13 protein-coding genes are annotated in these 13129 nt (G+C 67.6%); 9 read left to right on the top strand and 4 right to left on the bottom strand.

Going from position 1 to position 13129, the window contains the following annotated elements; genetic code table 11:
* Positions 1-36 precede the first annotated feature (36 nt).
* Positions 37-1314, bottom strand: a complete 1278-nt coding sequence (locus BLS50_RS28430) for an HAD family hydrolase (protein WP_074805943.1) — start codon at positions 1312-1314, stop codon at positions 37-39.
* A gap of 509 nt (positions 1315-1823) precedes the next feature.
* Between BLS50_RS28430 and BLS50_RS28425 the strand changes: the two genes are divergently transcribed.
* From BLS50_RS28425 to BLS50_RS28405, 5 genes are all read left to right on the top strand, one after another.
* Positions 1824-2723: a M24 family metallopeptidase gene (locus BLS50_RS28425; RefSeq protein ID WP_011547197.1), complete on the top strand. Its 900-nt coding sequence runs from the start codon at positions 1824-1826 to the stop codon at positions 2721-2723.
* Positions 2724-2764: 41 nt separating this feature from the next.
* Positions 2765-4552, top strand: coding sequence for an SDR family oxidoreductase (locus tag BLS50_RS28420; RefSeq protein WP_074805940.1), 1788 nt, complete (start codon positions 2765-2767; stop codon positions 4550-4552).
* Positions 4553-4581: 29 nt separating this feature from the next.
* Positions 4582-5487, top strand: coding sequence for a metal-dependent hydrolase (locus BLS50_RS28415; protein WP_011694810.1), 906 nt, complete (start codon positions 4582-4584; stop codon positions 5485-5487).
* A 79-nt stretch (positions 5488-5566) separates the two neighbouring features.
* Positions 5567-5854, top strand: a complete 288-nt coding sequence (locus tag BLS50_RS28410; protein WP_074805937.1) for a hypothetical protein — start codon at positions 5567-5569, stop codon at positions 5852-5854.
* A 250-nt stretch (positions 5855-6104) separates the two neighbouring features.
* Positions 6105-6479 carry a DUF2917 domain-containing protein gene (locus BLS50_RS28405; protein WP_074806801.1) on the top strand — a complete coding sequence of 125 codons (375 nt, stop codon included), beginning with the start codon at positions 6105-6107 and terminating at the stop codon, positions 6477-6479.
* Between the two features lie 171 nt (positions 6480-6650).
* Here BLS50_RS28405 and BLS50_RS28400 read toward each other — a convergent pair whose 3' ends face one another.
* Positions 6651-6929, bottom strand: a complete 279-nt coding sequence (locus BLS50_RS28400; RefSeq protein ID WP_006480752.1) for a hypothetical protein — start codon at positions 6927-6929, stop codon at positions 6651-6653.
* 794 nt (positions 6930-7723) lie between these two features.
* Here BLS50_RS28400 and BLS50_RS28390 point away from each other — a divergent pair.
* Positions 7724-9025 carry an NCS2 family permease gene (locus tag BLS50_RS28390; RefSeq protein WP_074805931.1) on the top strand — a complete coding sequence of 434 codons (1302 nt, stop codon included), beginning with the start codon at positions 7724-7726 and terminating at the stop codon, positions 9023-9025.
* A gap of 244 nt (positions 9026-9269) precedes the next feature.
* On the opposite strand, the gene BLS50_RS28385 is transcribed toward BLS50_RS28390, so the two are convergent.
* On the bottom strand, positions 9270-9557 hold the full coding sequence (locus BLS50_RS28385) for a DUF1488 family protein (RefSeq protein ID WP_006480750.1): 288 nt from the start codon (positions 9555-9557) through the stop codon (positions 9270-9272).
* A gap of 239 nt (positions 9558-9796) precedes the next feature.
* Positions 9797-10072, bottom strand: a complete 276-nt coding sequence (locus tag BLS50_RS28380) for a DUF2964 family protein (protein WP_023477572.1) — start codon at positions 10070-10072, stop codon at positions 9797-9799.
* 184 nt (positions 10073-10256) lie between these two features.
* Here BLS50_RS28380 and BLS50_RS28375 point away from each other — a divergent pair, with 184 nt between their 5' ends.
* From BLS50_RS28375 to BLS50_RS28365, 3 genes are all read left to right on the top strand, one after another.
* Entirely contained in the window at positions 10257-12170 is a 1914-nt protein-coding gene (locus tag BLS50_RS28375; protein ID WP_074805928.1) for a sigma-54-dependent Fis family transcriptional regulator, read from the top strand.
* A gap of 82 nt (positions 12171-12252) precedes the next feature.
* Positions 12253-12555, top strand: a complete 303-nt coding sequence (locus BLS50_RS28370) for a 2Fe-2S iron-sulfur cluster-binding protein (RefSeq protein WP_006480747.1) — start codon at positions 12253-12255, stop codon at positions 12553-12555.
* A 58-nt stretch (positions 12556-12613) separates the two neighbouring features.
* Positions 12614-13108 (top strand): SRPBCC family protein, encoded by a 495-nt coding sequence (locus tag BLS50_RS28365; RefSeq protein WP_011547189.1) that lies wholly within the window; start codon positions 12614-12616, stop codon positions 13106-13108.
* Positions 13109-13129 lie beyond the last annotated feature (21 nt).

The following is a 13129-nucleotide window of genomic DNA, read 5'->3' as shown; positions in this document are numbered from 1 at the left end:
CCGCGGCCCGCGCCCGGCGGCCCGCGCCCGCCCGCGTCAGGCCAGCAGCTTGCGCTCGGCCTTGCCGTACTTGATCGACTTCTCGTCCGGAATCATCAGCCCCGTGTGCTCGTCGCGGCCCTGCAGCAGGAAACGCGCGTCCGGGTTGCCGATCTGTTCGGCTGCGAGCTTGCTGTCCGCGCCGATCTCGCCCTTCTTCATCCGGTTGACGATCACGCCGGCCGCGGTGTCCTTGAAATCGCGCAGCATCCACGCATCGCCGTCGCTGTCGCCGAATACCAGCAGCGGCCCGTAGCCCTTCTTCGACACGAGCACGTTGCGAATGCCCACCGTCTTGCCGGGCCCCCAGTTGAAATGCCAGCCGGCCGGATAGGTGCTCGTGTACTTGCCGTCCTGCATGTCGAGACGCAAGCCGATCACGTTCTCGGGCGGCACGCCGTAGCCATAGTTCGGATTGCCGGCGAACACGCGCACGACGTCGTCGAGCGACGCGGTGCTCACGTACACGTCGATGCCGTTCGCCCGCAGCGTATGCATCACCGCGCGGATTTCCTCGTGAATGCGGATGCCGTGGAAATGCGTATCGGCCACCACGCCGGCCTTGCCCGGCAGCGTCTTCGGGCTTTCGTAGCGGACCTTGCGCAGCGCGTCGCCGATCCCGTAGTTGTTCGACGCTTGCGCCATCGCCTGCAACTCGGCGGTCGTCATGTTCTGGTAGAAGTAGATGATCCACTTGTAGCCGACTTCGAGCGGATGCGTGTCGCAGATCGCGTCGTACATGAAGTACAGCTTCGCGCGGAAATCGTTGAACTGGTCGGTCTCGCGGATCTCGTCGAGGCTCTTGTCGCCGCCCAAGCCCTGGTAGTTCGCATGGAGCCAGCGGTAGTCGGACTCGACGTCGGCCGCGAGGTCCTCCATCGTCACCGGCTTGCCGTCGACGGTCGTGTAGTCCTTCATGAACGCGCCCTTCGGCACGTCCTTCCACATCACGGCGACGAATTCGTCAGGCGTCAGCTTGTACTGCAGATGGTTGATCTGGTACATCAGCAACGCCTCTTCGCAGTCGTTCATGATGCACGTGTTGTCCCAGTCGAACACCGCATACGGGCGGCGCTTTCCGTCGTAGCGGGCGCTCGCGACGCCATGCTGGTCGAGCACCGCCTGCAGGCGCGCGGCGTTGAACGGCGACCAGCGGCCGGGGTCCAGCGCGTCCGGGGCGGTTGCGCTCTTCGCGCCGGCGATGCCGGCCTTGAGCATCAGCGGCGTCGCAGCGCTCGCCGCGGCAAGGGTGTTCATGAACTGGCGGCGTTGCATGGTCTCTCCGTTGAAATGCCGAATCGGCTTCGGGCGCTGCCCCGCGCGACGCGCGACACACCGGCCTCGCGAAGCCGCAAAGGCTTCGAATCGGGGCGGATGATGTGACGAAATTATTTCGGCAATTTGACAGCGTCCCACCGCGACGCGACGGGGAGTTGATCCGGTGCGACATGCCGGGCCGTGTGGAAGCCTTGCCTGGCGATCCCCGTCGACTTCCCCGCTGAGGACGCACGGACAAGCGACACCCGTCCCGCCCCAAGCGCCTGAAATCTAGAGCTTCCCCTCCATTTCGGCCCTTCATTAGGAGAAGTCCTCATCTCCAAGGGCTGGCGTGCGACCGCGAACCGGCTATGATCATTACATTACTCAATGACACATTAAATGCTGACTGAATAAGCCGTATGGCGATGGACGCCGGCGGATGCATCCAGATCAGCACCCCAAGCCTTGCCCAGGACCCGCCCTACGCCGAGACGCAAACGCGGGCCGACACATGGAGACGCATCATGACCGCCCACCATCCGCTGCCGGAAGTCCACCTCGACGAGCTGCCGCAATTCCGCGCGGTCCAGCAACTGGCCTACCGCTGCGTCGAAACCGTCGGCGCGATGCTCTACCCCGGCATCACCGAGAAGGAGGCCGCGCGCCTCCTGACCGAATGGCTGCAGGACAACGGCGTGCACGACTGGCTGCACAAGCCGTTCGCGTGGTTCGGCGATCGCACCGCGTTCGAGGGATTCTCCGGTCTCAAGCACATGGGCGGCTTCAATCTCGCGTTCTTCCCGAGCAACCGCCAGCTCGAAACCGACATGCCGGTGATCCTCGACGTCGCGCCGGTGCTCGACGGCATCGTCGCCGACGTCGGCTACGCGCACTGCCTGGGCCGCAACCCGATCCTCGAGCAGTTGCAGGACGACCTGATGGACCATCGCGACATGATCGTGCGGCTCGTGAAGGCGCGCCGGCCGATGGCGGAAGTCGCGCAGGAAGTCGACGCGCTGTGCCGTCGCCAGGGCGTCGAGCCGCGCCACAAGGCCTATCCGTTCAAGGTGCTCGCGCATCGCGTCGCGAAGATCCACAAGCTGTCGAAGCCGCGCTTCGTCGCGCGCTTCGGGCTGAACGCGACGCGCAACCTGCTGCTCGACCAGGGCCGCGCGGCGAAGCAGCAAGGCTGGTCGCCGCTGTGGTCGATCGACCGCCGCTCCGAGCATGCGCCGGTGCCGGGCCTGTGGGCCGTCGAGCCGCATCTCGGCTTCGCCGGCGTCGGCGCGAAATTCGAGGAGCTGCTCGTGATCACCGACGACGACGCGTACTGGCTCGACGAGGATCTGCCGCACGTGCGCCGCTGGCAGCGCCGCCAGGCCGAGCGCGCGCAGGCTGCGTCGACCTTGTCGGCCGCCGCCTGACGAACCACCCACCTCCCGCCTCCCTGAACGACGGACTCACGATGCAGCCTCTTTCCGACGAAGCGCCGCTGGCCCTGTTCGAATCGGTTCACAGCGAAACGGCGGTCGCCTCCGGCGACCTGACGCTCGCGGTCCGGACCTGGGGCGACCCGGCCCGCTCGCCGGTCGTGCTGGTACACGGCTATCCCGACGACAGCAGCGTCTGGCAGCACGTCGCGCCGCTGCTCGCGCGCCGGCATTACGTGATCGCGTACGACGTACGCGGCGCGGGCTTGTCGGGCGTACCGACGCGCACGGCCGACTACCATCTCGCGAAGCTGACCGACGATTTCGTCGCGGTGATCGATGCGCTCTGCCCGGGGCGCGCCGTGCATCTGGTCGCGCACGACTGGGGCTCGATCCAGGGCTGGGAATTCGTCACCGATCCGCGCCTGGCCGGCCGCATCGCATCGTATACGTCGTGCTCGGGGCCGTGCCTCGACCACGTCGGCTTCTGGCTGCGCGAACGCGTGCTGCGCCCGACGCCCGCGTCGCTCGCGAAGCTCGGCGGCCAGCTCGTGCGCTCGTGGTACGTCTATCTGTTCCACCTGCCGTTCATCCCCGAGCTCGGCTGGCGGCTGTGGCTCGGCCGCGCGTGGCCGGGCCTGCTGCGCCGGCTCGAGAAAACGCTCGCCGCGCCGCGCCCGACCCAGGCCGACGACGGCGCGCACGGCGTACGGCTCTATCGCGCGAACTTCATCCGCTGCCTGTTCGCGCCGCGCGAACGCTACGCGCACGCACCGGTGCAGACGATCGTGCCGCTCGGCGACAAATACGTGAGCCCCGCGCTGTCCGAGAACCTGTCGCGCTGGGTGCCGCAGTACTACCGCCGCGAAGTCGCGGCCGGCCACTGGCTGCCGCTCGCCGATCCCGCGCGCTTCGCGGCGCTCGCCGGGCAATTGATCGACGCGGTCGAATCCGGCGACGAACCGCCCGCGCTCGCGAACGCGCGCCGTCGCGCCACCAGCGGCCGCTTCAGCGGCAAGGTCGCGGTCGTCACCGGCGCGGGCAGCGGCATCGGCCGCTGCGCGGCGCTGGCCTTCGCTCGCGAAGGCGCAACGATCGTCGCCTGCGACATCGATCTCGCGAGCGCCGAGCGCACCGCGCTGCTGGTCGGGCTGACCGGCGCGCAGGCCCATGCGAAACGCGTCGACGTCGGGTCCGCCGACGAGATGGAAGCGCTCGCGGCATGGGTCGGCAGCGAACTCGGCGGCGCGGACGTCGTGATCAACAACGCGGGCATCGGCATGGCCGGCGGCATCCTCGACACGAGCGCGCGGCACTGGGAGCGCATCCTGCACGTGAACCTGTGGGGCGTGATCCACGGCTCGCGGCTGTTCGCCCAGCAGATGGCCGCGCGCGGCACCGGCGGGCACATCGTCAACACCGCGTCGGCCGCCGCGTTCGGCCCGTCGCGCGACCTGCCCGCGTATGCGACGACGAAGGCCGCGGTGCTGATGCTCAGCGAATGCATGCGCGCGGAACTCGCGGAGCAAGGCATCGGCGTGACGGCCGTGTGCCCGGGTTTCGCGGAAACCGGGATCATGGCGTCGACGCACTACGCGGGCGCCAATGCACAGGATGAAGCGCGGCTGCGCAAGCGCGCGACGAAGCTGTACCAGATGCGCGGCCTGAAACCGGAAACCGTCGCGCAGGCGATGGTCGACGGCGTGCTGCGCAACCGCCCCGTCGTCGCGGTCGGCGGCGAAGCGCACGCGCTGCGTTTCGTCGGCCGCTTCATGCCGTGGCTGGGCCGGGTGATCGCCCGCGTCAGCATGGCATCGCATTGACGGCGCACGACGCCGCACAGGGAGACAACATGACCGATACCGCCGACTATCACAAGATCAAGGCCCGGCACGTGAAGTTCGACTTCAGCGACACGCCGGTCACCTGGGTGCCGAACGATCCGGGCAGCACGCACATCATCAACACGCTGAACCTGCTCTTTCCGGAAGGCGAGCTGTGGTTCTGCCGCGTGTACAACAAGGCGCTGCCGCTGATCACCGATGCACGCCTGCGCGACGAAGCCGAAGGCTTCCTGCGGCAGGAAGCCGTGCATTCGCGCTCGCACGGCGGCGTGCTGAAGCATTACTACGACCGCCACGGCATCGACACGAAGCCGTTTACGCAGAAGCTCAACCGCCTGTTCACGCGCGTACTGGGCGAGCAGCCGCTGGGGCTGAAGATCGGCCATACGCGCTTCTGGCTGCGGCAGCAGCTGGCCGTGATCGCGTCGCTCGAGCATTTCTTCGGCTATCTCGGCAACTGGGTGCTCAACGCGCACGGCCTCGACGAAGGCCGCGCCGACCCGACGATGGTCGACCTGCTGCGCTGGCATGGCGCCGAGGAAGTCGAGCACCGCACCGTCGCGTTCGACATCTACCGTCACATGGGCGGCACCTATCCGGAGCGCTGCGTGCACATGGCGTTCGTGATCCTGCTGCTGCTCTACTACATCACGACCGGTGCGAAGTTCATGTACCGGCGCGACCCGGACGCCGGCCGCTACCCGGGCTTCGTGCTCGCGTGGTGGCGGGGTTCGCGACGCGGGCACCTGCCGTCGTTCTGGAAGGTGATCGGCGCGGCGCTGCGCTATTTCAAGCCGGGCTATACGCCGCACCACGAAGGTTCGACCGAGCAGGCGCTCGCCTACCTCGCCCGCTCGCCGGCCGCGCAGGCGGCCGCGCACGGCGGCAACTGGGGCGCGGCGAAAGGTGCGTGACCGGGCTTCCGGCCGGCTCGGCGGGCGGCGCCCGCCGAAATGCGTACAATCGCGGCTTCAATTTCCCTGAGGTGCCGCGATGGCCATGAAGAAAACCGATCTCGAAAAGAACAAGGCGCTCAAGCTGACGCACGCGATGAAACAGTCGAGCTCCGCGCGTTTCGGCAAGGGCGCCGACGAAGCAGCCAAGCTGGACCGCCGCGCGCAGCGCAAGCTCGACCAGGAACAGGGCCTCGTGCCGTTCGCGTGCAAGCTCAACGCCGAGCTGGTCGAACAGCTGAAGGCACGCGCGGCCACGCACCCGAAAGGAATGACGGGCCTGCTGTCCGAACTCCTCGTGAACGGCCTCGCGCAACGCGACGCGTAACCGCCACGTATCTCGAAATTTCCGTTGACAGCGCTGCGCCGCGACGACACACTCGTTCGCATGCCTACGTTCAAGCTCGTCGCCATCGCGATTCATTGCCCGGTGAACATTCGAAAGAATGGATCACGGGAGGCGCTTGTGCGTTAGCAATCGAGCAGTACCGCATGTCACACAAGGCCTCGCCGGAAACGGATGAGGCCTTTTTGTTCTGGTGCACGTCATCCGTCCGGCTCACTGAATGGAGCAGACGATGGACCAGGCAAGCCCGCTGTTCGAACGCCGCGATCGGCGCCCCGCCGGCACGATCGCATTACCGACCGTCGTGATCCGTTTCGCGGTCGCGCCGCGCACGACGATGACCTGGCGCGCGCCGCAGGACTCGGAGATCCGCGCGCACGGCGCGGCGCTGTGGATCACGCGCCCGCCGAATGTCGACGATTACTGGGTACAGCCCGGCGACGTGCTGCGCATCGCGCGCGGCGAGCGCATCTGGCTCGGTAGCGATGCCGACCGGTCGGCCGAAGCGACGATCACGACCGCGTACGTGCGGCGCGGCGAACGCGTCAGGCGCATGCTCGCGCAAGTGCAACGTTTGCTCGTCGGGATAGGGAGAAGGAGCGGATGAGCGGCGCGCCGTTGCGCGTGCGTCAAGTACACGACACGCGCAACGGCCGCGACCGGAAACGAACGCACGCGCGGCGCAACGCGTCGCGGGTGCGCATCGAAGGACGCGGCACGCCGACGCGTGCCGCGCGCGATCGCGCGCCGTGCGCAGCGAAAGGATGCAGCAGGTGCATCAGGTGCTGGCGGCGAGACGCGGGCCCGTGCTTCGTGGAGTGGAATCGAGGTCGGGACGTTGCGCGGCCTGCGAGGTCACCCACGGATCGATGCCCTGTTTCTGCACCTCTTCGAGGAATGACACACGTGTGCGCCAGTAATCCGCCTGTAATTTCGCATCGATGACGCGCTGTTCGGCTGCGAACAGTTCCATGCGCGCCGTCACGAGCATCGACGCTGCGGTTTTTTCCGGCGTGGGGGCGTGTCGCATCGCCCAACGGCTGATCCAGTTCAACATGCTGACCTCCGTGATTACGGACGAACCCGCATCGGGCAATCGCAATCGGCCGTGCCTGCCCAAACGCGCAACGACCTTGACCGCCATTCACCGCCTGGCCTGCACGGACTGCGACTCCCCCGCATCGGCAATAACCGGCCGGCGTGTGCATGCGCGGTGTATCTATCCTAGAAAGACTTGCCGGTTTACGCGATGGGGTCTTGCAATCTTTTACACAGAAACCACAGTCGCGCCCGCATCGCGAAATGACGGTTGCGGACGGGACGGCTTCGGCGCACGATAACCCGATCCCTGCGCCCGCCTGGACTGACGAATGGCCGCTGCACGCCGCTGCCGCGCCGTGTATCCGCGCCGGCAGCACACGTACGGACATGCGCACCCGCCATCTGCACCGCGTTCGTGCAGCATGCGGGCGCTCCGTTTCAGTCGCATGTCATCGTGCACCGGCCGTGCGCGACGCAGCCGGCGTGCCGTTGCGCACGCATCGGCCCGCCTCGCCCGCCTCCCCGCGCCGCGTCCGGTCGTTTCCACCGCTCCCGCCGTTTCAGCCATTTCTGCCGGCCCGTGCCGCGCGAACCGGTAAAATGCGCGCCTTCGCCGCACGGGCGGGCCGCCAGACCGTTCGCGCGCAGACAACCGATCGTGCCCTCCAACTATATCGTCCGAGCTATCCGCGCTATTACAATCCGCCGATAGCCGGACAATAGTGGCTGGTTACAGTTAGCCGGCCGCGCTGCCTGTACAACAATTCGGCACAACAATCAACACGACAACCCGACCGGAGAAACGCCTTCATGGAATCCATCAAGCGGTATTTCGGCTTCGCTGAAGCCGGCACCGATTTCCGCACCGAAATACTCGCGGGCGTCACCACGTTCCTGACGATGGCCTACATCATCTTCGTCAACCCCGCGATCCTCGGCGACGCCGGCATGCCGAAGGAATCCGTGTTCGTCGCGACCTGCCTCGTCGCGGCGCTGGCGTCGATCATCATGGGGCTGTACGCGAACTACCCGATCGCCTGCGCGCCCGGCATGGGCCTGAACGCGTATTTCGCGTACACGGTCGTCAAGGGGATGGGCTTCACGTGGCAGGCGGCACTCGGCGCGGTGTTCATCTCCGGCTGCCTGTTCCTGCTCGTCACGCTGTTCCGCGTGCGCGAGGCGATCGTCAACGGCATTCCGAAATCGCTGCGGATTTCCATTACCGCCGGTATCGGCCTGTTCCTCGGCATCATCTCGCTGAAGACGTCGGGCGTGATCGTCGGCAACCCGGCCACGCTCGTCACGCTCGGCGACCTGCACAAGCACGAGACGATCCTCGCGATCGTCGGCTTCTTCACGATCGTCACGCTCGACCACCTGCGCGTGCGCGGCGCGATCCTGATCGGCATCATCGGCGTGACGATCCTGTCGTTCTTCTTCGCCGGCAACCAGTTCCACGGCGTGTTCTCCGCGCCGCCGTCGATCGACGCGACGCTGTTCAAGCTCGACATCGGCGCCGCGCTGTCGACCGGCATCATCAACGTGATCCTCGTGTTCTTCCTCGTCGAGCTGTTCGATGCGACGGGCACGCTGATGGGCGTCGCGAATCGCGCGGGGCTGCTCGTCGAAGGCAAGATGAACCGCCTGAACAAGGCGCTGCTCGCCGACAGCACGGCGATCGTCGCGGGCTCGGTGCTCGGCACGTCGTCGACCACCGCGTATATCGAAAGCGCGTCGGGCGTGCAGGCCGGCGGCCGCACCGGCGTGACCGCCATCACCGTCGCGGTGCTGTTCCTCGCGTGCCTGTTCATCGCGCCGCTCGCCGGCGTCGTGCCGGCGTACGCCACGGCGCCCGCGCTGCTGTACGTGTCGTGCCTGATGCTGCGCGAGATGGTCGAAGTACCGTGGGACGATGCGACGGAAGCCGTGCCGGCCGCGCTGACCGCGCTGCTGATGCCGTTCACGTACTCGATCGCGAACGGCGTCGCGTTCGGCTTCATCGCGTACGGCGGCCTCAAGCTGCTGACGGGCCAGGGCCGCACGGTCAGGCCGATCGTCTGGATCATCGCGGCCGTGTTCCTGTTCCGCTTCTTCTATCTCGGCAGCGAGTAAGCAAAACGTATCGCTGCGCCGCACGATGAAACGAAAAAACGCCACCTTCGGGTGGCATTTTTGTTTTCGCACGATTGTTCCGTGATCCTCAAGAAGCGACGCGCATGATCGCGCCGACGCTCAGGCCACCCCGCCCGGCCCGCATACGAAAATGCCGCCCGACTCCGCCGAACGGCATTGCATGAAGGCCACGTCCGCGCGTGCGCCGCTCGCGTGCGCGCGCCGCCGGACGAGCGTCGTGTCGTCAGCGCCAGTTGGCCTCGTAGAAACGCACGTAGCCGCTGCGCAGCGTCACGCATTGCGCACGCGTCTCCGACAGCAGGCGCCGCGCGGCCGCCTCGATGCGCTCGCGGTGCTGGTCGAACGCGCCGACCATGTCCTCGAAGCGCGGTGATGCCGCGCCAAAGTGGTCTTCCAGCGCCTCGGCGGTGATCTGACATTGGACGCGCTCGCCATTGACCAGTGCCGTGAACGCCAGCATCAGGTCACGCCCCGAATACTCCGGCTTCTCGTTCGTGAAATGGATCTGCATGGAGCCGCCTCGACCGGTAGAAAACGAATGACCGCGTCCGTCGTCCGCTACCGGCCGGACGAAATGTACGCGGGCTCGCCGGCGGAGGCCCCAGCCGCGGAGTGTGGCGCGGTCGATGCATGCCGGTTGAATTCCACTTTAGACGGTTTCGCGCGGGACACAAAAATTTCGGTGTGCGTCGTTCCGACGCGCATTTCGTCTGATCTGCGCGGCATCCGGCACCGTTTCGCCAACGGGCGTCAGTGCGGATCGGTCGGCCAGACGTTGAGCGCGATCGCGGCGGTCGTGACGCCCACCGCAATCGCGGCCGCCCCGTATCTCACCGCATCGGTCAGATCGAACAGCAATCCGTGGATCGCCACGGCAATGCCGCCCAGCATGATGAAGGTGGCGATGGCCGCCAGCACGACTCTCAGTTCCGCCCGAACCATGATGCGTCTCCCGAACGGATGCATGTCGCGTCGCATGCATGTTGCACTGCGGAACACGGCGCGTGCGTGCTCCATTTCCATCATTGCAGGCGGGCGCCTGAAAGCAAGGGGATTTTGTCGGCAGTCGCGCATCGCACGTGGCGCTTGTATGATGATGCGTACCCGGACGGTCGGCTGTCGCGCCGAATGGTGCACCGCGAGCGGAGCCGCACTCCGCCGCCGATTCCGATCCGGTCGCCCCGACGGCCCCGGGAACAGGAGACAAACCATGCCGCAACCCTACGTGCTGCCCGCCACCACGGGTCGCACCGACCTGCTCGCGCAGGCGCATGCGCGTTCGACCGCGGTCGGCCTGCGCGCGCACGAACGCCCCGATTTCTCGCCGCTGTCGCGCATCGCGCTGCGCGAACTGCTCGACACGAACCACACGCTGTTCTCGCACGCACGCCCGGTGATGGAGGACCTCCACGCGCAGATCGCCGAGACGCAAAGCCTCGTGCTGCTGACGGACGCCGACGGCGTGATCCTGCACAGCATCGGCGACGCGGACTTCATCGAGAAAGCCAACCGCGTCGCGCTGTGCAACGGCGTGTCGTGGGCCGAGGGCGCGCGCGGCACCAACGCGATCGGCACCGCGCTCGCATCGGGCCAGGCCGTGGTCGTGCACGGTGCCGAACATTTCCTGCGCGCGAACCACATCCTCACCTGCGCGTGCGCGCCGATCGTCGATCCGTTCGGCCGCACGCTCGGCACGCTCGACGTGAGCGGCGACCCGCGCGGCGCCAGCCCGCATACGCTCGCGCTCGTGCGGATGTCGGCGCAACTGATCGAGAACCACCTGTTCGCGAACCAGTGCGGCGAAGCGCTGCGGCTGCGCTTTCACGCCCACGAGGATTGCGTCGATTCGCTGTTCGCCGGGCTCGTCGCATTCGGCCCCGACGGCGGGCTGATCGCCGCGAACCGCAGCGCCCAATTCCAGCTCGGCGCATCGTTCGATGCACTGCAGCATCAGGCGAGCGACGCGTTGTTCGGCATGCGCTTCGGCCAGCTCGCGCAGCAGGCCGCGCGCGCGCCGGGCGCCACGTTCCGCCTTACGCTGTCGACCGGCGTGCGCGTGCTCGCGCGCTGCGAATTCCCGGAAGCGCAGAAAACGACCGTCGCCGTCACGCCGCCGGCACCGGCCGCACGCGTGCGTGCGCCGGACCCCGACGCGATCACGTTCGCGACGCTCGACACCGGCGACGCGCGCATGGCCGCCGTGCTCGAACGCGTCGCGAAGATCCGCGGGCGTGACCTGCCGCTGCTGATCCTCGGCCAGACCGGCACCGGCAAGGAATGGCTCGCCCGCGCGCTGCACCAGGCGTCGCCGCGCGCGGACGGCCCGTTCGTCGCGGTCAACTGCGCGGCGCTGCCCGATTCGCTGATCGAGGCCGAACTGTTCGGCTATGAAGACGGCGCGTTCACGGGCGCGCGCAAGCGCGGCAGCCCCGGCAAGATCGCGCAGGCCGACGGCGGCACGCTGTTTCTCGATGAAATCGGCGACATGCCGCTCGCGCAGCAGGTGCGGCTGATGCGCGTGCTGCAGGAGCGCGCGGTAATGCCGCTCGGCGGCGCACGCGCGGTGCCGGTCGACGTGCGGGTGGTCTGCGCGACCCACCGCGACCTGCGCGCGATGATCGCGGAGGGCACGTTCCGCGAGGATCTGTTCTACCGGATCAACGGGCTCGCGGTCACGCTGCCGGCGCTTGCCGCGCGCACCGACCTGCCGGCGCTCGTCGAGCGCATCCTTGCGCGGCTCGCGCGCAGCGAGCCGATGCCGCGCCGTCTCGCGGCCGACGTGCTCGATGCGTTCGCGCGCCACCGCTGGCCCGGCAACCTGCGGCAGATGACCAACGTGCTGCGCACGGCCGGCATGCTCGCCGAAGACGAAGCCGAAATCACGCTCGCGCATTTGCCCGACGATTTCTGGCTCGACTGCGACGATGCGCCGGCTACGCCGACGGCCGACACGCCAGCCGTATCGCCCGCGTCGCCTGGCAGGCGTGAAGGCACGACGCTGCAAAGCCATCAGGCCGCGATGATCGACGCGGTGCTCGCGCGGCATGGCGGCAACGTATCGGCGGCCGCGCGCGAGCTCGGCCTCGCCCGCAATACCGTGTACCGGTATCTGCGGCGGCACTGACGCCCACGGCTGGCGGCCGTGGGCCGCCAGCGGGTTCGGGTATGCTTGGCGCGTTGCCGCCGAACCGCCGCCCGCTTCCGTCATGACCGATCCAGATCACCCGCCCCTCGTGCGCATCGAGCCGCTCGGCGCGACCTTCGACGCGCCCGATTCGCTCACCCTGCTCGAAGCCGCCGCGTTCGCGCGCGTGTCGCTGCCACGCTCGTGCCGCAACGGCACGTGCCGAAGCTGCCTTTGCCGGATCGTCAGCGGCAGCGTACGCTACACGATCGAATGGCCGGGGCTCTCCCGCGAGGAAAAGGCCGACGGCTATACGCTGCCGTGCGTGGCCGTCGCGACGTCGGACCTCGTGCTCGACGTGCCCGACGCGGTCATGCTCGACTAGACGCGGCGCGCGACCGCGCGCGTCGCCCCGCAACGCTCGATCCTGCATGGAGAACGTGATGGTCCAGCCAACCGATCGCATCGAAAAACAGACGCTGCTCGCCGCGTCGCCCGACCGCGTCTGGGCAGCCGTGAGCAATTCCGGCGAATTCGGCCAGTGGTTCGGCGTGTCGTTCGACGGCCCGTTCGAGGCCGGCCAGTCGCTGTTCGGCCGCATCACCCCCACCCGCGTCGACGACGATGTCGCCAAGGCGCAGGAGCCCTATGCGGGCACTGTGTTCGAAATCGTCGTCGACCGCATCGAACCCAAGCAACTGTTCTCGTTTCGCTGGCATCCGTTCGCGATCGATCCGGAATTCGATTATGCGTCCGAGCCGATGACGCTCGTCACCTTCACGCTCGCGCCGCAGGCCGGCGGCACGCTGCTCACGGTCACCGAAACGGGTTTCGACCAGTTGATCGAAGCGCGTCGCGCGACGGCGCGCGACATGAACGACCAGGGCTGGGCCGCGCAGATGACGCTGATCGCGAAGTACCTGGCGCAGCCCGCGTAGCGCGCCGCGATGCCGCACGTC

Source organism: Burkholderia orbicola, from assembly GCF_900100915.1.
Lineage (GTDB): Bacteria > Pseudomonadota > Gammaproteobacteria > Burkholderiales > Burkholderiaceae > Burkholderia > Burkholderia orbicola.
The sequence above is the reverse complement of the archived record's forward strand: the minus strand, read 5'-3'. Positions and strand labels throughout refer to the sequence as shown.

What these genes read in the sequence shown, in the direction of transcription:
- BLS50_RS28400 (WP_006480752.1), bottom strand. Translation starts at nt 6,929, where the DNA reads ATGTTGAACTGGATCAGCCGTTGGGCGATGCGACACGCCCCCACGCCG.
- BLS50_RS28375 (WP_074805928.1), top strand. Translation starts at nt 10,257, where the DNA reads ATGCCGCAACCCTACGTGCTGCCCGCCACCACGGGTCGCACCGACCTG.
- BLS50_RS28425 (WP_011547197.1), top strand. Translation starts at nt 1,824, where the DNA reads ATGACCGCCCACCATCCGCTGCCGGAAGTCCACCTCGACGAGCTGCCG.
- BLS50_RS28365 (WP_011547189.1), top strand. Translation starts at nt 12,614, where the DNA reads ATGGTCCAGCCAACCGATCGCATCGAAAAACAGACGCTGCTCGCCGCG.
- BLS50_RS28420 (WP_074805940.1), top strand. Translation starts at nt 2,765, where the DNA reads ATGCAGCCTCTTTCCGACGAAGCGCCGCTGGCCCTGTTCGAATCGGTT.
- BLS50_RS28410 (WP_074805937.1), top strand. Translation starts at nt 5,567, where the DNA reads ATGGCCATGAAGAAAACCGATCTCGAAAAGAACAAGGCGCTCAAGCTG.
- BLS50_RS28370 (WP_006480747.1), top strand. Translation starts at nt 12,253, where the DNA reads ATGACCGATCCAGATCACCCGCCCCTCGTGCGCATCGAGCCGCTCGGC.
- BLS50_RS28405 (WP_074806801.1), top strand. Translation starts at nt 6,105, where the DNA reads ATGGACCAGGCAAGCCCGCTGTTCGAACGCCGCGATCGGCGCCCCGCC.
- BLS50_RS28430 (WP_074805943.1), bottom strand. Translation starts at nt 1,314, where the DNA reads ATGCAACGCCGCCAGTTCATGAACACCCTTGCCGCGGCGAGCGCTGCG.
- BLS50_RS28385 (WP_006480750.1), bottom strand. Translation starts at nt 9,557, where the DNA reads ATGCAGATCCATTTCACGAACGAGAAGCCGGAGTATTCGGGGCGTGAC.
- BLS50_RS28380 (WP_023477572.1), bottom strand. Translation starts at nt 10,072, where the DNA reads ATGATGGAAATGGAGCACGCACGCGCCGTGTTCCGCAGTGCAACATGC.
- BLS50_RS28415 (WP_011694810.1), top strand. Translation starts at nt 4,582, where the DNA reads ATGACCGATACCGCCGACTATCACAAGATCAAGGCCCGGCACGTGAAG.
- BLS50_RS28390 (WP_074805931.1), top strand. Translation starts at nt 7,724, where the DNA reads ATGGAATCCATCAAGCGGTATTTCGGCTTCGCTGAAGCCGGCACCGAT.